This is a genomic window from Chryseobacterium sp. MIQD13, from assembly GCF_050496705.1.
GTDB lineage: Bacteria > Bacteroidota > Bacteroidia > Flavobacteriales > Weeksellaceae > Chryseobacterium.
In genome coordinates, this window is sequence record NZ_JBNWAF010000005.1 from 1 (window position 1) to 19949 (window position 19949).

Genomic DNA, 19949 nt, shown 5'->3' on the forward strand with positions numbered 1-19949 from the left:
GCATTGTATCAGAAACAGTCAAGAAGTGTTAATCCTGATCAGAAACTGATTCTGGGAGCCGGTAATTCATTGTTCAATACCAATGCAGCCAATACAAACACGCTTACTAACGGACAGTTTCTTATCGTTGGAGATAATGGGCTGAAGCAGGCATTGGCCGTTTCTTTACCATATCCTTCAGCTCCGGGAGGCGAAATAAACTACAGGTTTTCTTCAATATGGAAAGTTCAGAATACAGGAAATACAGGAAATGTAATTGTAGCATGGCCTAAAGGAATTTCAAATTTACATCTGGTACGTTCCACAGATGCTTCATTTGATACATCAGATGAATTTATTCCAATGACAAACACTGTTACAGTAAATGGAGTGGAATACAATACTGCTACTGTAACTTTCAATGATGGAAATTACTTTACTTTTGCGGGTAACGGAAAAGCACCTGGAGGAGTTATCAATGGCCTTAGCTATTGGTACAGAGCTGATAAAGATGTCGTGAATACGGGTAATGGTACAGATGTAACTTCCTGGACTGATCAAACTTCAGCAACAGTATCTTCAAAAATTTCTGCAGCTCCTCTTCCTAAATATAAAATAGGAACTGCTAATTATTTTAATTTTAATCCGGGAATAAATTTCACAGCTATCCAGCAGATGATCGGAAATATCTCTGTACAGACCCTGACAAGTTTGAATTATGACATTTTTACTTTTACTAAAGAAGGGATGACAGGAGGTAGCCGGTATTTTAATATCGGAAGAAATAATACCACATTCGACGGAGCTAACTGGGATTCACCGGGACTTTATTATAATAGTGTTATTGCCAGAAGAAACAGTACAGGGGGATTAGTATATTCTGCTAACCCGGGATCTGTATCGTTCAGTTCAGACATTCCAAGTATTATGTATTACAACTTTGCAGATACTTTACTGAGCAAAGGTCTTAATGGGGCTGATAATACAGTTAGTAGTACACACAGTGCCATTGGGCCTGTAACAGGAGGTCATATTTTTGGGGCAAACGGTGGAATCAATCCTCCGGGAGGTGATGACTGGGGATTTATTGGAGATATTGGAGAAACAGTGATCTATGGAGCAGGAAGTATAACAGCATCAGAAAGAAGAAGGGTAGATTCTTATTTAGCTGTAAAATATGGAATCACTTTAGCACGTACAGCAACAGATCATTATTTGTCCTCCACAAGTACAGAAATATGGAATGGAGCTGTAGATGTGGCATTTAATAATAATATTTTCGGTATAGGTCGTGATGATATTTCAGTATTGCATCAAAAAGTTTCAAACAGTGTCAATGCAGGGACTATCCTTACAATGGCAACTGATAACGATTTTATTTCAGAAAACCTTGCTGCATCCAGAACTGCTGTCTCAGACGATCAGGAATTTTTAATGATAGGGGATAATAATGTTGTTGCTGTTCCTATGCAGGTAATAAATTTCGGAAATGGAAATGCAAAGATTACCCAGAGAAAATGGTTACTGCAAAGAACCGGAACAACAGAAAATGCATATTTTCAGGCAGATTTATCAGCTTATGAAAGTCAGTTCTACAATCCTAATTCTGTATATATGGTAATTGCCGATGATGCCGGTTTTACAACCAACAGAATCCTCGTACAGGGGACAAAAGTATCTGGTAAGTGGGTGTTCAGCCATAATTTTGACAGTGAAAATACAAAAAGATACATCACATTTGCTACACTCGAAAATACGGTTTGTTATAAACCAGGTACAAATCCTTCTACAGGAAATCCGGCTTTGGTCAGTAAGGTGGGAATCAGCTCATTAATGAGAACCGGAAATCAGAATGCAGATAACTGGCCTGCAGTACGTAATGGAGCATGGCTGGTTTTAGAAGCTAAAACAAAAGGTTTTGTTGTTAATAGAATGGCTTTCAATGCTTCGGGAAATCCGGTTGGAATACCGACGGTTAATTTTGTTGAAGGAATGCTCGTTTATGATACAACAAACAAATGTTTGAAAATGTATACTTCACAGGATGGAGGTAGTACATTCGGATGGTATTGTATGACAACTCAAACCTGTCCGGATTAAAAATAATTTTTTGAGAGCCGGAATGATGAAGATTTTTCTGGTTCTCAGTTTTCATTAAAATAATAGCAAAAAATGATTAAAAATATAATAATAGCGGGCAGCTTCTTAATGGGTGGTTTAGTACAGGCGCAAATCGGGATAAGCAGAGAAAGTGTAAGTAACGGTTCTGTATCTTTAGAATTTGGCGATACTGAAAACAAAGGTTTACTGCTTCCCTATGTAACGGATAAAACCGGGATTACAGAAACGGGAACCATTCTTTTTGATGCTTTAGATAATAAAGTAAAATATTTAAAAGATACCAATACCTGGTTCGATTTAAGTGTTGATACAACCGGAACTGCAGATCTGAGCATTCAGGGAGCTGACAGAGAAGAGCAGCCGGGAGCTAAAGTCTGCATCAGTACAACGGCAGGAGGAACGGATACTACCAAAGGGATACTGGTTCTTGCAGATGTGGATAAGGCAATGGTTTTACCAAAAGTAGCAAGCCCACATCTGAATATCATCAATCCAAGCGCGGGAATGCTGGTATATGACACTGTAAAAAAACAGCTGGCTGTTTATAATGGTACAATATGGACGTTTTGGAAACCGTAAGAATATCCTGAAAAAAGAGTATAAATAAAAATATTCAGGAATCTACAAAGAAGCTGTAATTGATTAAAATTACAGCTTCTTTTTGTATTGTCATTAATAAGTAAAATCAGTTCAGATGTTTTCATCAGTAAAAGACAGATCACAGAATGTTTAAATTGGGTGAAAAATTAGTGATTATCAGAGATTGAGCTGTTTAGAAAATATTTTACTGCTAATTTTTGAAATACGATAAAAAAATACTTATTTCCTGTTAAAACTTATCTATTTTTGAGCAACTAAATTTCAAAATTAAAAATGAAAGCCAAAGCTCCTCTTTATACTGCATTCATGATCGGGATGACGGTAATTCCGGTGTCTGCACAGACAACAACTCAGCTTAACAAAGAAATTGCTAAAGTAGAAGCAGGATTAATGCCTGTAGTCCATTTTCAGGGTGAACCTCTCTGGACACTGGAATCCAGAATGAAACATTACAATATTCCTGGAGTGAGCATTGCGGTCATTAAAAATTCCAAAGTGATCTGGACTAAAACCTATGGTTTTGCAGATGTGGAATCCAAAACTCCGGTAAATACCAAAACACTGTTCCAGGCGGCATCTATGAGCAAGCCGGTAAGCGTATATGCTGCATTAACGGAAGTTGAAGCCGGAAAAATAAACCCCGATGCTGATGTAAATACCTATCTGAAATCCTGGAAGATTCCTGAAAATAAATTTACAAAAGAAAAAAAAGTAAGCCTCAAAAATATAGTGAGTCACACCGCAGGCCTTACAGTGTCCGGTTTTGAAGGTTACAAAACAGATAAACCTGTTCCTACACTTCTTCAGTTGTTGGAAGGACAAAGCCCGGCCAATTCTCCTGCCATTTTTGTAGATAAACTTCCCGGCACGCCCTTCCGCTATTCAGGAGGTGGATATTGTGTCATGCAGCAGATGTTAATGGATATAGAAGGCAAAGATTTTACCACCATTATGAACGAAAAAGTACTCATGCCGCTGAACATGAAAAACAGTACCTTTTCCCAGCCTTTATCCGGACAGATGTCTCAGTATGCAGCTACAGCCTATAACCAGGAAGGCATAAAGGTTCCGGGAAAATACCATATCTATCCGGAACAGGCACCAGCCGGTTTATGGACCACTGCTGAAGATCTGGCTAAATTTATAATTGATGTTCAAAATACCCTTAGTGGTAAAAGCAGTACCATAATTTCACAAAAAACTGCAGAAGAATTTACAACCCCTTTCATTGATCCGTTTATGGGATTAGGAATTTTTCTGGAGAACAGGCACGGGCAGATCTATTTCAATCATGGGGGCTGGAACGAAGGTTTCTCCAGCAGATTTATAGCCAGTAAAACAAGCGGTGACGGAATTGTGGTTTTAACAAATACCAATAAGCCGGATTTTGTTGAAGAGCTTGTCCGTTCAGTAGCTGAAGTCTATCACTGGCCGAAGTTTAATCCTCCGGTTAATAAGATTTTACCTTTAAATAATGAAGATTTCAGTAATGTAGGACGTTACAGAAATGATATGTACGGTTTTTTCAAAATATACCGTGAAAAAGGAAAACTGATGGCCGTCAACAATACAGAGAATCCTATGGAGCTTATAAAAACAGGAAAAAACACATATTCATTCCGGGAGTGGAACTGTAACCTTAAAGTGGTGGAAAATCCCCAGACAGGAAAGACAGAACTGGTACAGCTTCTTTCCGACGGTAAAATCAGACAGGATTCAAAGTTAAGTGATAATGAAAAAACTCCTTTGGAAATGATTCTGGATGGAAATTTTGATGAAGGACTGGAAGCCTACAGAAATGCAAAAATCAAAGATGCGAACCATCGTCTTCTTGCCGAAGACTATCTGAACAATGTAGGTTATGGGCAGCTTAACAAAAAAGAGTTTACAAAAGCCATTGATGTTTTCCGTTTAAATACTTTATTATATCCTGAAAGGGCAAATACTTACGACAGCCTTGGTGAAGCTTATCTGAAGGCCGGACAAAAGGAAAAAGCCAAAGAAAGCTATCAAAAGGCATTGCAGATAGATCCTAAAAACGAAGATGCTTCAAAGATCTTAAAAACATTATAATACTAAAATAACTGCAGTAATATCAGAATAATCCTTACATCATCTGTAGAGATTTTTTATTTAAATAACCTTTCTGACCGGCTGATGCTTCATTTCCTCAAAATATTTGATCCTTTCGCGGATAAGATCAGCAGTGCATTTTCCGTTATTGATCTCGGCAATCACTGCGGATAAAAATAATTTCAATTCAGGATATAGCAGTATTTTATTGGTAAATGTAGCAACAATAATAGTTTTTTGAGAAACAATATTCTGGGTGAAAATATATTCATCCTCCAGATCAACAGTTAAGTGAAACTGGTGGGTGATACTCATAGACAAATACTGATGTATCAGGTCTATGTTTTGTAATAGGTTTTCCATCTTGGTGTATTTATATGATATACAATAATATTTGTGCCATAATTGTTTTTTTATTGATTTTTTAATTGATAATCAGTGACAACAGAGATGAATATTGGATATTTTAAAATAAGTATTATATTGCTGTATATAGAAAATTATAAAATCCATCTGAATTTAAAATGTTAAAAGATATCATCGCCAAAAACCTCACCGTTATCTTTTGTGGAATTAATCCCGGCTTGAAATCTGCTGAAGACGGACATCATTTTTCCGGAAAGAGCAATCGTTTTTGGAAAGTAATGCATAAAGCAGGATTTACTCCGTACCAGATTGAAGCAGAGAACGACAGAAATATTTTGGATTTCGGATATGGCCTTACAACTGCTGTAGCAAGAGCAACATCCCGCGCTGATGAGCTTTCAAAAAATGAATTTGATGATTCTCTTGAAGATTTTAGCCTAAAAATGACGGAATTTCAGCCAAAGTATATTGTATTTCTTGGTAAGGCAGCATATCAGGCTTTTTTCAAAAAGAAACAAATTTCCTGGGGTCCGCAGCATGAAGACTTTTGTGGTTCAGGCGTTTGGGTATTGCCAAATACAAGTGGTTTGAACAGAGGGTTCACCCTTGATGATCTTGTTGCAGCTTACAGGGAGTTTTATAATCAGATTCAAAATGATTCGGAAAAAGATTAAAAAATGAAATCTTCCTGCCGGTTTTGAAATGTATCTGTCAGATTTCCTATTTTTGTCAAAAACCTGTTATCCATGAAGAATGTCCTGAGCTGGATATTAATTACATTTCTTGCCGTTTCTTTTTTGCACAACTGTTTCAGCAACAGCGTTCAGAAAGAAATTAAAGAGAAAACCTCATTCCTTGCCGAATTGAGGAAATTATACTCTTCCGGAGACGCTTCAAAATGGCCCAAGCCAATTTTAGATCCCGACGCCAGACCTTATTTTTCTGAGATAGGACATTTGCCGGAAGTACCGTTTCCTAAAGAGAATTCTTATTCCGAAGATAAAGCACTGCTGGGAAAAACACTTTTTTACGATCCGCGACTGTCCAAATCCAATCAGATTGCTTGTGCTTCATGCCATGATCCTGAGCTGGGCTGGTGCGATAACAGAACCTTCTCTTTCGGGCACGACAGGCAGCTTGGTACCAGAAATGCAATGAGCATCCTGAATGTTGTTTATGCACAGTCTTTATTTTGGGACGGTCGCGCTGCGTCTCTTGAAGAACAGTCGGAGATGCCGATCCGTGATGAACGGGAAATGAACGGCCACATTGATCTGGCAGCCGGAAAAATTGCCAAAATCAAGGGATATGAGATGCTCTTTGAAAAAGCTTTTGGAGATAAAATGGTCTCGAAGGACAGGATTTCAAAAGCAATAGCGGCTTTTGAAAGAACAATCAGGAGCGGGACTTCTAAATTTGATCAGTTCATTGATGGAAAATCAGAAATTTATTCAGATGATGAATTGATGGGGCTCCACCTTTTCAGGACCAAAGCCCAGTGCATGAACTGTCACAGTTCCGGTTATTTTTCCAATAATCAGTTTGAAAATGTAGGAACCTCTTCATTAGGCTCAAAAGAGGAAGACCTAGGCAGATATCTGGTGACCAAAAAGCCGGAAGATGCCGGAAAATTCCGTGTGCCTGGACTTCGTGAAGTATCAAGGACAGGGCCCTGGATGCATAATGGTTCTATGACGACCCTTACAGAAGTGATTCAGTTTTACAGCAGAGGGAATCCTGAACATTCCCAAAAAAGGGCAACCGTTCATCTGGGGACAGTACTTACTTCTGAAAAATCAGGTTTTGTAAGACTGTTGGATCTTACCGATGAAGAAATTAGCCAGCTGGAAGCATTTCTAAGGACTTTGTCTACGAAACCGGAAAGAGTAGTGCCTCCAGCATTACCTCAGTAAGCTTACATTTATATAGCTGTAATTAAAGATTCATTGATTAAAATATGAAGCTTTTTTGCTACATTTATATACCAATAATCAGCAATAATTATCATTTATGAATATTGATCTTTTTTCAAAAAATGCTTTGGTAGGAGCTGCTACTCAGGGAATAGGAGCAGGAATAGCCTTGGAGCTGGCAAAATGTGGCGCGAATGTAACAGTGATGGCCCGCAATGAAAATAAACTTAAAAACATGGTGTCTTCATTACCGGTAATCAATTCCGGACAGAAACATCAATATCTGGTAGCAGATTTTTCCAATTTTGAAGAGTACAGGACAATTATTTCTGAATATTTCAATCATAATTCAATAGATATTCTGGTTAACAATACCAATGGTCCGGAGCCGGGACTGGCGCTGGAAAAAAATGTTGATGATTACCAAAAAGCATTTGACCTGCTTTTTAAAACAGTCTGCGAAACAACATTATTGGCCTTACCTCATATGATAAAGCAGAAAAACGGACGTATTATCAATGTTTCTTCGCTGTCTGTAAAAGAACCTATCGGGAATTTATCACTTTCAAATACTATCCGTTCCGCAGTGATTGCCTGGGCAAAAACGTTGTCCAATGAAGTAGCACAGCATCAGATTACGGTCAATAATATTTTGACAGGGTATTTTGATACAGAACGTATTCAGAACCTGATCAGCCATGAATCACAGAAAACGGGTAAATCGCAGGAAGAAATAAAAAAAGCCAGAGAAAATAAAATTCCGATGAAAAGACTTGGCAAAACCGAAGAATATGGTCATCTGGCTGCTTTTCTGGCCTCAGAGTATTCATCCTATCTTACCGGAACCAGTATTCCTTTGGATGGGGGACTGAATAATACCTATTAATTAACAAAGCGGAGCAAAATATTGATTGTGATGTAAATACTGACCATTGTAAATGCTGTTTTTAACGCAAAGATTTATTTTGATTGCAAATATTTTAAGAAAAGCAAAGAAGAGAATCAGCAAAACTGATTCGATTAAGCGGTCTTTTTATCCACTTAGCTTCATCAACGACGTAGTTGGACCCTTTGCTTTCCTTAAAATTTAACATTGCCTAAGAAATCTTTGCGTTAAAAAATACAAGCTTTTAATAGGGTTTATCTCAAAAAATAATGAAGCGCTATAATTAAAATTAATAACCCCAAATGAAAAACACGGTTAAAATTTTAAGAGAAAAGAAAAATATGACTCAGGCTGAACTTGCCGAAAGATCTGGCCTTTCATTACGCACAGTTCAGCGTATTGAAGCAGGGAATATTCCCAAAGGATTTACCCTTCAAGCCATTGCCCGGACTTTGGAAACAGAACCCGGAGACCTGATCTTTACAGCTGAGGAAAAATCTACTGTTGACAGGGCAAAATTAATTAATCTTTCCGCCTTGCTGGGATTGATTATACCCTTTGGAGGTGTCATATTTCCTTTAATTTTAACTTACAAAACTAAGGATCCGTTTAATAAAGATCTTGGAAAAAATATAGTAAGTATCCAGATTATTCTGGCGGTTATCATTTCTGTTTTAATGATCATCAGTCCGTTTATTCAAAAGTCATTATCTATAAAAACTCCGCTTTTTCTTATCTTTTTAATCGCTTTTCTTTGTCTCAAACTGTTGGTTATTATTAAAAACGGGATCTGCTTAAATACAAAAGAAGATCTGTGTATTAAATTGAAAACCAGTTTTTTATAAACGATGTCGTAAAAATGACGTAAAGATGTCGTATGATTTTTGAAGAAAAATCAGATGATAATGCTGAATCTTGCAGAAAATTTAAGCATGAAAATCTTTAAAAAAATTGCATTATCGGTTGCTGCATTTATGGTATTGTTATTACTGGGAGGCTACTTATATTTTGATAAAAAATTTACTCCTTCCGAAAACACACTGAATGTTTCAGGAGTTGCCCAAAATATTGCTATACATTGGGATTCTGATGAAGGAAATCCCCACGCGGCAGTTCTGGTTCCGGTAAAACTGAAAGGTATTGACAGGATCTTTTATATGCAGCTGGATTCCGGTTCGCCAAGCACTTTGTTTTATAGAAAACCACTGGAATCCATCCGGGGAAAATTTCAGGATCAGGTTAAATTCGATGAAGAGAAAAACCTTATCTCTTTACAGTTCAGCATAGAAAATATGAATATTGCTTCTAAAGGTTTTGAACTGATCGATTATGGAAGCATCTTCAATTTCGATAGTACTGAAGCAGACCAAATCATTGGAACGATAGGGACAGATCTTTTAGAGAAAAGAATTGCTGTTTTGGATTTTAAAAATGGAATGCTCTCATTCTTGGAGAATATTAATGAGGAAGGTTTTGAAACCTTTGAATTCAAAAAACGAAAAATTTTATTGCCTTCTGAGGTGGAAAATAAAAAGCTGAAGCTGCTTTACGATTCGGGAACCAGTGGATACGAACTGATTATGAATAAAGAGGAATGGGAAAAATACAGAATACCGGGCGGAAATATTAAAAAGGAAAAAGGAAACTCCTGGGGAAATACCCTGAGCGTTATTTCTGCACCTGCTCACCATACGATTAAAATTGGACATTCTGATCTGAAGCTCTCAGAAGTGACTTATATAGAAGGAACCTCAAAAATGCAGAATTTTCTGATGAAAAGCTCAGGAATGCAGGGAATGACAGGAAATAAACTTTTTCTGAACCATAAGCTGATTTTAGACTGTAAAAACGAAAAGTTTAAAGTAGAATAATCTTTTATTCGAAAATTGTCAATTGTAAAAGGGTATTTTTCTTTACGACCATGTAATAATTCCTTGGTCTGGGTTGTCATACTATGTATTGAAATTACATAGTATATGAAGAACTGGTCTTTTAAAAAATGGAATACCGTTTTAGGATGGGTGATTTTCGTCATTGCATTGATTACCTACTTTTCCACCATGGAACATTATCTCAGTTTCTGGGACTGCGGTGAGTATATTTCCTCTGCTGTAAAACTTGAAGTAACGCATGCTCCCGGAGCTGCTTTATTCCAGATCGTGGGTGCTGCGGCCAGTATATTTGCATTGGGGAATGAACAGAATTATGCTATTGTGATCAACGCAATGTCGTCAATTTTCAGTGCATTTACCATTTTATTTTTGTTCTGGACAATTACCCATTTTGTAAGACGGCTGTTAAATAAGGACTTTGATGAAATTACAAAACATCAGGAAATTTCCATTCTTTTTGCAGGAGCAGTAGGAGCTTTATGCTTTACATTTTCAGATAGCTTTTGGTTTTCTGCAGTAGAGGGTGAAGTATATTCTATGGCTTTAATGTTTATTGCACTTCTTGTCTGGCTGATTACCAAATGGGAAAATGAATATAAAGCCGCCGATAATGAAAGGTGGATCATCCTTATTTTCTTTGTATTGGGACTTTCTGTAGGAGTACATATGATGTGTATGCTTGCAGTTCCGGCGGTATGTCTGGTATATTATGCAAGGAATTACAAATTTACCTGGAAAAACTTTATCTGGGCTAATGCCATCACGCTGGGAATTTTAACTATTGTTTTCAAAATTATTTTCCCGCTTATCATGACGATGTTCGGAAGACTGGAAATATTCTTTGTAAACGGACTTGGACTTCCTTTCCACTCAGGAACAATTGCTGCCTTTATTTTAATGTCTGCACTGTCTTATTTCATGATTAAATATGCCAGAAAAGCTAAAAGAAAGCTTTTCCAGTCAATAGCTCTATCGGTTGTCTATATGGTTATAGGTTTCTCATGCTGGATGGTTATTCCTATCAGAGCGAATGCCAATCCTCCAATGAACCTTAATGATCCTGATACTGCTATTGGCATGCTTGATTATTACAACAGGGAACAATATGGTGACTGGCCTACCATTTACGGTCAAAACTACACTGCTTTCCTTGATGCGAATGGAATGGAAAAAAATGAAGACGGAAGTTTCAAGACAATAAAAACCGGCGATATTTATGAAAAAGATGAAAAAACCGGAACCTACAGAAAAACGGGCGACAGGTTTAATTATGTATTCAGTAAATCTCAGGTGAGTTTAATGCCGAGAATGTTTAATCAGGACAAGGATGTAATGGCGAATTACATTTCTATGTACGGAGCTCCTGATTTTACCTTCAATTATGCTAATGAAGATGTGGCAGATAATCCTCAGGCTAAGCAGATCTTTGATGAATTAAGAGGGAAGTATGAAGATAAAACCATTACCGCAGCAGATTACCTGAAAGTGAAGCCATACAATCTGATTAATGTTCAGAAACCTTCACTGGCTCAGAATATGGATTACTTCATTACCTTCCAGAATGGGTATTACTTTGTAAGATACCTGATGTGGAACTTCGTGGGAAGACAGAACGACCTTGAAGGAAAAATGGAAAACACAAGAGGAAACTGGATCTCCGGGATTTCTTTTATAGACAATGCACTGCTTGGAAATCAGGATAAAATGCCTGCAAAATTCAAGAATGAAAGTACGGTGAAATTCTTCTTTTTACCCCTGATTTTAGGATTGATTGGTTTCTTTTTCCAGTTGAACAGAGACTTTGGAAGATTTTATGCACTGCTTTCATTATTTGTTTTAACAAGCATTGGAATTGTTTTCTATACAGGAGTAAAACCTTTTGAAGTAAGGGAAAGAGATTATGCAATGGTAGGTTCGTTCTATGCCTTTGCGATCTGGATAGGTCTTGGAGCAGCAGCTATTTTATGGTTTATTCAATCCAAAGTAAAATCCAATGGAGCTAATATTGCTTTAGGTGTGGTTTTATTGGGAGTACCTTTTATGATGGGCTTTCAGAACTATACACCGCATGACAGAAGTAAAAAATCGGCGGCGAGGGACTATGCCTATTCATTTCTGAAATCACTCTCTAAAGATGATATTATTTTTATTTACGGTGATAATGATACTTTTCCGGTATGGGCTATTCAGGAGACAGAGCGGTTCCGTGACGACGTAAAAACGGTAAATTTCACGCTTTTGGCGACTCCCTGGTATATTGATCAGGTAAAGAGAAAAACTTATAATGCAGAGGCAATTCCTACGCAATTAACCCATGAAGACTATAGGGATGGTGTAAATGACCAGATCTACATGATGAAAAAAGAAGACTGGGAAGGAATTTTCTCCATGCTGAAAGAGCAGGGTGCTCCTGATACGGAATTCCAGGCATTCAGAAAATACCTTACGCAGGATTCACTGACATTGAAAGAGGCTATCAGCTTCCTGAAATTCAAGTCTTCTGAAAAAGATGAACTTTTGAAAATGTATTTCGGGGAAGAAAAATATGCAGAATACAATATTCTTCCGGTAAACAAATTTGTTCTTCCTGTCAATAAGGAAAATGCTTTAAGGGCCGGAATCATCACTCAGGCAGATCTTCCGAATGTAGTCAACCAGATCATGATTACTTATAAAGGAAACACGCTTTATAAAAATAATCTGATGATGTTGGATTTATTAGCCAATTTTGACTGGAAACGCTCAATTAATTTCTCATCAGGAGGAATATACGACAGTGAAAACATTTTTTACCTCGACGAATATCTTCAGTTTGAAGGATTCAGCTACAAACTTGTGCCTATCCATACCGTTTCGAATGAGAATGGAGATATTGGCAGGGTAGATGTGAACTCACTTTATAATGTTGTGAAAAATTTCAGATGGGGGAATTTTAAAGACTTAAGCATCCATTACGATGAAGCGGCGACTTCAAATATCATAGGTTACAGAATGACTGCAGGAAGAGCTGCTTCTGCATTGGCATTGAGCGGACAAAAAGCTAAAGCAGTGGAATTATTGGATCTTGTATCAAAAGAAATTCCTGCTGAGAAATATAACGATCCACGTTCATTGAGTTCAATAGTTACTGCTTACATTATTGCAGGGCAGGAAAAGAAAGGTCTTGAACTGGCAGATATTCTGAAAAAAGAAATTTTTGAAGAATATGATTATTATATGAGTCTTTCTCCTGAATTTCAGAGACAGTCAGCTAAACAGATGAGAGTGAAACCGATGGAATATTCCCTTGTGGTATCGGCGGTTACAGATGCTTACAAAAAGCTGGGTCAGAATGAAAGGGCATACGCTTATCTTGTAAAATCCATAGACCCGATTGATAAAAAGTTCAATGCTTTTATCAATACGCTTCAGCAAATGGGTAAAGAAAAAGCTATAAAAGAATCTGAAAAAGTACAGAAAATTGCACCTTTCTATCAATATCTGTTTGATGTAATGCAGCCTTTTGATTCTACGTATTCAAAAGAAAAAGAGGATCAGATTACCAGAGCAATGATCAAAGTGACCCAATAAATTTTTGAATAAAATAAAAGAGTCTAAAAAGAGAAACGTAGATGATAAATACAAAAGCAGAAAGAAAATTGTATGGATATTTTTTAACGCAAAGTTTATGTAAGACTCTTATCATTTTAAGAGAAGCAAAGAATAGTGGTTGTACCCCCGATTAGGCAGACGTATTAAGCTAAAACCTTTGCGTTAAAAAATAAAAGATTCAAAAAATGGAAAATTCCGCTCAATTCTTAAATTTGAAAACTGATCGGAGAAAAATAGAGCCTATCTAAATAAAAAGTCCGGAACAATACCGGACTTTTTATTTTCTATATGATTTTTTGTTTTCTGAAATTTAGATCAATATTAATCGATCGGTTCCCATAATTGAATCTTGTTTCCTTCCAGATCCAGAATATGCAGGAACTTTCCGTAATCATAGGTTTCAATGGTATCCAGGATTGTAACATTTTCTTTTTTCAGTTCCTCTGCCAGTGCTTCCAGATTTTCCACTCTGTAATTGATCATAAAATCTTTTGTGGAAGGTTCAAAATATTTTGTGGTTTCTGAAAAAGGAGCCCATTGTGTAAGCCCTTTTTTGTTAGGATCTTCACTTTCACGCCATTCAAAGCTGGTTCCGTAAGGGCTTGTTTCAAGACCCAGATGGGTTTTATACCAATCATTCATTGCACCCGGGTCTTTTGATTTGAAAAGGATTCCTCCGATTCCTGTTACTTTTTTCATGTTTATTTTTTTAGTTGTTAAATGATAAAGTCTGGTCGGGAATCTGATCTATACTTTTCCCTGATTTCAAATATATGCAAAACTTTCGATCAGAATATCCGGATTGTAAACGCTGTCATTATTTCTTTAGTTATGATAATTTTATACTCATATTCTGTACCTCTTCTGCAGAAAAACCATAGATCTGAGGTGTTTTTATATCCAGAAGATTAAGATAAATATATAATTCGCCTCTGTGATGGATTTCATGCTCTACCATAGCTCTTAGCCACTTCCATATGGATATTTCATTACCCGGAGGAGTCAGACATTTGCGGTTCAGTTCATCATCCGAAAGTTCTTGAATGATCTCTATGGTTTCTCTGTGCATTTCATTGAAAAACCTTAATATATTGTCATAGCCATCTGCCAGTTCCTTCCCACAACCCTGATAAGCACTTTTTCTTCCCGAAATGGTTTCCCCGTACATATACCTTTCGATGGCAGCAATATGCCTGATCTGATCACCAATCGTAAATTTACCCGGTTTATAAGAGAAATCAAGATGTTCAGGTGGAACCACGTCTATCAGCCGGAGTGTTCTTGACCGTACTTTTTCATAATAATCAATGAATGATTGAACAGAAGTTATTTCCATGTGCCAGATTTTTTAAAGTGAAAAACATCGAAATATAAATATAAGAGAAAAAAACAGATTATTTGAGGTAACTTCTAATGACTGGTGAAAAACTCCAGCATATCGTTCAATGCAGTTTCAGAATGCATCTTATCACCGTTTTCAAGGGATTCTTTCGTGGCTTCGGCGGCTCTTTTGCGCATAATTTTTTCATAATGGGCAATGGCTTCCTGCAATGTACTGAACTGATCAGAAGTAAGGCATTCACTCAATTCCAAAGCATCAAGCATTGCCATATTAGCCCCTTCTCCTGCAAAAGGAGGCATTACATGAGCAGCATCTCCAAGAAGGGTAAGATTAGGTTTTGTATCCCATGTCTGATCCAAAGGCATAAAATAAATAGGACGCGGGATAAAAGGCACGGAAGAATTTTCAAAAAGTTCGTACCAGATGCTGCTCCATTCCGGGTATTCCTTTTTAAACCATTCCGACATCTGTTTTTGATCGGAAAAATCCAGACCGCTTTCTGCCGCCCAGTTTTCATCAGCCCTGAAGCTTGCATAGAATCCCAGATCACCGCTTCCTTTCTGTCCCATAAGGATATTTTTATTCTTTCCGAAAGCCATTATTTTACCGTCCTTTATCAGATTTTTGATATGGGGAGCAGCTTTCTCAGCATTATAAACATTACCTTCCAGCATTAAAATACCTGAATAGACAGGCTTAAGATCTGTAAGATAAGGCCTGATTCTGGAATTGGCGCCATCAGCAGCGATAACGATATCCGCATAGGCAGAAAAACCGTTTTTAAAGTGGAGCATCCAGCCTTCATTATGGGTTTCCATTGAAATGAAATGACTGTCCCAGACAACTGTTTCGAGTTGTAAAGAATCCAGAAGCATATTTCTTAAAGGGCCGCGGTCTATTTCAGGACGGAAGTGTTCATTACCGAAATCTTCGTCAGGTTTTGTTTCGTGATCGTTGAATAATATTTCTGCACTCTCATTTACAATCAGCATTTTATCTGCACCGGGACGGTAATTCTTCTTAAATTCATCCAGAAGATCAGCACCTCGGATGGCATCCAATCCTGATCCTTCATGCATATCAAGTGGAGAACCCTGAACCCGTGCATTTTTATTAAGATCTCTTTCGTATACCTTTACGTTAGCATTTTTAAGCTGTAAAAGTCTTGCCAGCGTTAATCCTCCGGGACCACCGCCTACTATGGCTATCGATTTGTTTTCTATTAACATGGTATTGTAATTTTAAATTTTACTGATGCAAAATTATTTTTGTTTCAATACGGATAATAGTATAAATCGGTCATTTTTGTTTTTGGATAATTCCTTTGGAACTACGCCGGAAAATTTTTTGATTTCTTTGATGAAATGCGTCTGATCTGCAAAATTAAGCTCAGGAAAAAGCTTGCCTTCCGCAATATGGCCCAAAGATGTCCTGAAACGCAGAATGCTGCAATATGACTTTAAAGAAAGTCCGAAATATTGATTGAAATAGCGGTTGATCTGCCTGCTGCTCCAGCCTGTTTTTTCTGAAAGTTCCTTCACGCTCATTTCGCCGTTTGAAGAATAAATGAGGTTAAAAAGCCTGTGTTTTCTTTCATCAACAGTTTCAGGAAGCAATTCTGTTATTCTTTCCGTTATCTTTTCTGTAAATGTTTCAAGATTTTTAAAATCACGGTCATTCATATTCCAGAAATTGTCGGGAAGGCTTTTACCGCTGTTGAGCAGATCTGCAATTGAAGTGTGAAGAATATATTCCACAGCTAGCGGTCTGAAACTGACTGCATAAGCAATGGTTTCTGGCGGAATACTTCTTTGTTCAGGTGCCGTCTCCAGCCCGACAAGAAGTACACTGAAAGAATCACTTCCGGATTTCATAAAGAATAAATCAATTCTTCCGTCAGGCAGTATAACAACTTCTTTTGCCTCAGCCGCCGGATTGTGAAACATGCCTATATTTTCTACAAAGCTGTCCAATGACTGATCCGGTTTGATAAAGTTGCAATAGAATTCGCTGGTCATAGAAATGCTCTTCTTTTTGTAGTCTTCTGTTTTGAAAATTTAAATTACAAAAAATTGGACTTAATAAAATAAATTTTAATTAAATTTTGCATATGTCTTAATTTGGTGAATAATTTTACCTGAAAATTTGGAAAATATTCAAATAACTGATAATTTAGTGATAAATCACAACTATGAAATTATGGCTTTTACTAGGTCTTTTTGTTTTCAGTACTCAATTTCTTCTGGCTCAGGGGGTTGATAAAGAAAAACTGCTTGAATACTATGAGTCTCAACGCTACGCCGAAGCCGCCCAATATCTGCAGAGTATATACCCGGAAGATACAAAAGATATAAAAGCCCTTACACAAATGGCATACTGTAATATGATGTCCGGAAGATTTCCGGAAGCAGAGAAAAATTATTTGAAAGTCAATGCTATAGAGCCTCACAATATTCCTGTCTTATTCAGTCTGGCCCATATCAATTCCAGAAGAGGGAATACTGCAAAAGCTAAGGCTTATCTTTCGGAAATCATTCAGCTGGACAGCCTTAATTTCAGTGCATACAAGCAGCTGGCCGGTTTTTCAGATACACCTGGAGCAAGACTTCAATATCTTAAAAAAGCCAATATCCTAAACAGTACAGATCCTGATATTGCTTACGATCTTTCTATGGCCTACCGGGAAACTAAGCAATACGAGAAAGCTTATGATGTTCTGGAAACAGCCATAGGTGCTGATGAGGATAATTTTACCCTTCAGCAGGCGCAGCTTCCGGTAGCCAATCAGTTGGGTAAATACAAAGAAGTAGTTGAGACCGGAGAGAAGCTGCTAAAAAAGAATACGGATGTGAATGTAATCAATGAAATGGGGCAGGCGTATTTCTATTTAAAAGAATATCAAAAATGTATAACGCTTTTTAAAACACTTGAAGATCTTGGTGTTCAGAATGAAGGTACTTTATATTTCATGGCTTTGAGCTATCGCGAGCTTAAAGAATATGATTATGCAGCAATATATGCTAAAAAGACCATTGATGAAGGTATTTCTGATCATACAGCCCTTTATTATACTGCTTTGGGTGGTATTTACGAAGCGAAGAACCGTTTTACAGATGCTCAGGAAGCTTACAAAAGAGGTCTTACTTTTGATAACAGCAATACTATTAATTATCGTTTGGGTCTTCTGTATGATTTTAACCTGAAACAGACTAAAAATGCAGTGACTTATTATCACTTGTACCTTAAAAATAAGCCGGATCCTGAGAAGGAAAAAGAGCAGATTTCTTATGCAAAGGCGAGAATAATATCACTTACAGGTCAAAAACAGGCTGGAATGAAGTAAAACCGGATCAATCTGTATACATTAATCATCCGGAAAACAATTACCTTTGATATCATTTTCTGGAAATAAATCATTTTGGGATTTTTAAAATAAACTGCCGGTATGAAATTGAAATTAGGAATTCTGGATCAGTCTCCCACTATTGAAGGAGGAAATTCATTGCAGGCATTAAAGAACAGTATAGATCTTGCTTTATTTGCCGATGAAGCAGGTTTTCATTGCGTCATCTATTCCGAACACCACGGTGTGGAGGCCTATGGAAGTTCAAGTCCTGAAATTCTGTCTGCAGTCACTTTAAGCAGAACCAAGCGAATTAAGGTGGGGACAGGCGGAATTATGATGAAAAATTATTCAGCCTACAAAATCGCAGAATGGGCCAAAATGCTTGGTAGCCTTTACCCGGAACGTTTTATCCTGGGCTTGGGCAAAGCTCCGGGAGGCTTAAAAGATGCTGTATCTGCGTTAAATAACCACAGACCTGTTATTTTATCCAGCCAGGAAGCTAAGCTTGAAGAAATTATCCAGTATATTAAAGAAGAAAAAGGAATCTACAACGGGCTTATTGCTCAGCCCAAAGACATTGTCCATCTGCCTGAGATCCTTTGGCTCGGTTCAGGAATTCAATCTGCTAAAGAAGCCGCAAAACATGGAGTAAGCTATTCGTATGCTGATTTTATGGGAAGCGGACCCGGAGTGGAAAGTACTGAAACCTATTTTAATGAGTTCGACCGGAACCAATACAATCCGGTTCCTTCGTTACAGGTGGCTGTTGCCGTATCTGTTGCGGATGATTTAAAAATGGCTCGATACAATGCATATGGAATGGCCTATCAGTTTTTACAGGCAAGACATATTCAGGCTCCTGAGGCGCTACTTCCCGCTGAAGTAATTGAACAAAGAATATTGGGTAGTGAGGATGAAGAGGAATTCTTTAAAGTACTGGATCATATTATCATAGATACGCCGGACAATATTTCAGGAAGACTTCAAAAAAAGGCTGAAGAGTATCATACAGATGAGCTGTTGATCCTCTGTAATATGTATAAGGAATCAAACCGGATAGATACGTATAAAAGTATTATATTGGCCAATTAATAATCAACAGATCTCTCATGAGCTATAATATCCAGTTATTCAGCATTAAAACTAAAGAAAAAGAACAGGCCGCCGATGATGACAGCTTTTTTGACCGTGAAGAAAACCTTGTTTCATTAACAGAAGAGCAGATTGACGGATTAAAAGAGCGCCTTTTAAAATATAAATATGAGCTGGTAAGTGAAGATGATGCCGGAATTCATTTCAACCACTCCGATGAGGATTTTGGGAGAGCTTTACTTACCAAAAAAGGTCTGTATTTCAATGCAAATCTGAGTGAAAGCTCAATTTTTGAAGTGGGAATGACTGCTTCTGAATTTACAGATACCGGTGAATTCGCAAAATATGATCCGCAGAACGAAGGCTGGGAAGAATTTTAATCTCAGAAAGAAGATCCTAAGAATGAAGAAACTTCTGTCTGTTGAATAATGTTTCATCAGTTTCACGGTGCTCAGGATCATCCACACAACAATCCACAGGGCATACTGTTTTACATTGAGGTTCCTCATGGAAACCTTTACATTCCGTACATTTTCCGGGGACAATATAATAAACCTCGTCCGAATAAGCCTGTTGATAGGCATTTGCATCCACTTCTGAACCGTCAGGAAAAATCACTTTCCCGGAAAGCTTTGTTTTATCCTGCCACCGCCAGTCAATTGCGCCTTCATAAATTGCAGAATTAGGACACTCAGGCTCGCAGGCTCCGCAATTGATGCAGGCATCAGTTATTGTAATTGCCATAATT

Annotated in this window: 17 protein-coding genes and 1 pseudogene; 12 read left to right on the top strand and 6 right to left on the bottom strand. The window is 37.5% G+C overall.

Features of this window, described 5'->3' with window-relative positions:
* The 3 genes and pseudogenes from ACQWU4_RS19285 to ACQWU4_RS19295 all read left to right on the top strand — a co-directional run.
* Nucleotides 1-2079, top strand: a pseudogene (locus tag ACQWU4_RS19285) (hypothetical protein); the annotation flags it as partial.
* A 72-nt stretch (nucleotides 2080-2151) separates the two neighbouring features.
* The gene (locus ACQWU4_RS19290; protein ID WP_429937376.1) at nucleotides 2152-2679 is read left to right on the top strand and encodes a hypothetical protein; all 528 of its coding nucleotides are present in this window, start codon (nucleotides 2152-2154) and stop codon (nucleotides 2677-2679) included.
* Nucleotides 2680-2973: 294 nt separating this feature from the next.
* Nucleotides 2974-4773, top strand: a complete 1800-nt coding sequence (locus tag ACQWU4_RS19295; protein ID WP_429937377.1) for a serine hydrolase — start codon at nucleotides 2974-2976, stop codon at nucleotides 4771-4773.
* A gap of 60 nt (nucleotides 4774-4833) precedes the next feature.
* Here the strand turns inward: ACQWU4_RS19295 and ACQWU4_RS19300 are convergent, their stop codons facing one another.
* Nucleotides 4834-5136 carry a hypothetical protein gene (locus ACQWU4_RS19300; RefSeq protein WP_429937378.1) on the bottom strand — a complete coding sequence of 101 codons (303 nt, stop codon included), beginning with the start codon at nucleotides 5134-5136 and terminating at the stop codon, nucleotides 4834-4836.
* Between the two features lie 161 nt (nucleotides 5137-5297).
* On the opposite strand from ACQWU4_RS19300, the gene mug reads away from it, so the two are divergent.
* The 6 genes from mug (at nucleotide 5298) to ACQWU4_RS19330 (ending at nucleotide 13400) form a co-directional block, all read left to right on the top strand.
* Nucleotides 5298-5813 (top strand): G/U mismatch-specific DNA glycosylase, encoded by a 516-nt coding sequence (mug, locus tag ACQWU4_RS19305; protein ID WP_429937379.1) that lies wholly within the window; start codon nucleotides 5298-5300, stop codon nucleotides 5811-5813.
* A 72-nt stretch (nucleotides 5814-5885) separates the two neighbouring features.
* Entirely contained in the window at nucleotides 5886-7052 is a 1167-nt protein-coding gene (locus tag ACQWU4_RS19310) for a cytochrome-c peroxidase (RefSeq protein ID WP_429937380.1), read from the top strand.
* 97 nt (nucleotides 7053-7149) lie between these two features.
* Nucleotides 7150-7938: an SDR family oxidoreductase gene (locus ACQWU4_RS19315; protein ID WP_429937381.1), complete on the top strand. Its 789-nt coding sequence runs from the start codon at nucleotides 7150-7152 to the stop codon at nucleotides 7936-7938.
* A 302-nt stretch (nucleotides 7939-8240) separates the two neighbouring features.
* On the top strand, nucleotides 8241-8783 hold the full coding sequence (locus tag ACQWU4_RS19320; protein WP_429937382.1) for a helix-turn-helix domain-containing protein: 543 nt from the start codon (nucleotides 8241-8243) through the stop codon (nucleotides 8781-8783).
* Nucleotides 8784-8870: 87 nt separating this feature from the next.
* Nucleotides 8871-9809 (top strand): hypothetical protein, encoded by a 939-nt coding sequence (locus tag ACQWU4_RS19325; protein WP_429937383.1) that lies wholly within the window; start codon nucleotides 8871-8873, stop codon nucleotides 9807-9809.
* A gap of 105 nt (nucleotides 9810-9914) precedes the next feature.
* On the top strand, nucleotides 9915-13400 hold the full coding sequence (locus ACQWU4_RS19330) for a glycosyltransferase family 117 protein (protein WP_429937384.1): 3486 nt from the start codon (nucleotides 9915-9917) through the stop codon (nucleotides 13398-13400).
* Between the two features lie 342 nt (nucleotides 13401-13742).
* On the opposite strand, the gene ACQWU4_RS19335 is transcribed toward ACQWU4_RS19330, so the two are convergent.
* The 4 genes from ACQWU4_RS19335 to ACQWU4_RS19350 all read right to left on the bottom strand — a co-directional run bounded on the left by ACQWU4_RS19335 (nucleotide 13743) and on the right by ACQWU4_RS19350 (nucleotide 16781).
* Nucleotides 13743-14120, bottom strand: coding sequence for a VOC family protein (locus ACQWU4_RS19335; RefSeq protein WP_429937385.1), 378 nt, complete (start codon nucleotides 14118-14120; stop codon nucleotides 13743-13745).
* A gap of 130 nt (nucleotides 14121-14250) precedes the next feature.
* Nucleotides 14251-14757 carry a DinB family protein gene (locus ACQWU4_RS19340; protein ID WP_429937386.1) on the bottom strand — a complete coding sequence of 169 codons (507 nt, stop codon included), beginning with the start codon at nucleotides 14755-14757 and terminating at the stop codon, nucleotides 14251-14253.
* Between the two features lie 74 nt (nucleotides 14758-14831).
* The gene (locus ACQWU4_RS19345) at nucleotides 14832-15992 is read right to left on the bottom strand and encodes an FAD-dependent oxidoreductase (protein WP_429937387.1); all 1161 of its coding nucleotides are present in this window, start codon (nucleotides 15990-15992) and stop codon (nucleotides 14832-14834) included.
* Nucleotides 15993-16025: 33 nt separating this feature from the next.
* The gene (locus ACQWU4_RS19350; RefSeq protein WP_429937388.1) at nucleotides 16026-16781 is read right to left on the bottom strand and encodes a DUF6597 domain-containing transcriptional factor; all 756 of its coding nucleotides are present in this window, start codon (nucleotides 16779-16781) and stop codon (nucleotides 16026-16028) included.
* Between the two features lie 173 nt (nucleotides 16782-16954).
* Here ACQWU4_RS19350 and ACQWU4_RS19355 point away from each other — a divergent pair, with 173 nt between their 5' ends.
* From ACQWU4_RS19355 to ACQWU4_RS19365, 3 genes are all read left to right on the top strand, one after another.
* Nucleotides 16955-18106 carry a tetratricopeptide repeat protein gene (locus ACQWU4_RS19355; RefSeq protein WP_429937389.1) on the top strand — a complete coding sequence of 384 codons (1152 nt, stop codon included), beginning with the start codon at nucleotides 16955-16957 and terminating at the stop codon, nucleotides 18104-18106.
* A 102-nt stretch (nucleotides 18107-18208) separates the two neighbouring features.
* Entirely contained in the window at nucleotides 18209-19201 is a 993-nt protein-coding gene (locus ACQWU4_RS19360; RefSeq protein ID WP_429937390.1) for an MsnO8 family LLM class oxidoreductase, read from the top strand.
* Between the two features lie 17 nt (nucleotides 19202-19218).
* Nucleotides 19219-19581: a hypothetical protein gene (locus ACQWU4_RS19365; protein ID WP_429937391.1), complete on the top strand. Its 363-nt coding sequence runs from the start codon at nucleotides 19219-19221 to the stop codon at nucleotides 19579-19581.
* A gap of 16 nt (nucleotides 19582-19597) precedes the next feature.
* On the opposite strand, the gene ACQWU4_RS19370 is transcribed toward ACQWU4_RS19365, so the two are convergent.
* Nucleotides 19598-19945, bottom strand: a complete 348-nt coding sequence (locus tag ACQWU4_RS19370; protein ID WP_429937392.1) for a 4Fe-4S dicluster domain-containing protein — start codon at nucleotides 19943-19945, stop codon at nucleotides 19598-19600.
* Between the last annotated feature and the right edge of the window lie 4 nt (nucleotides 19946-19949).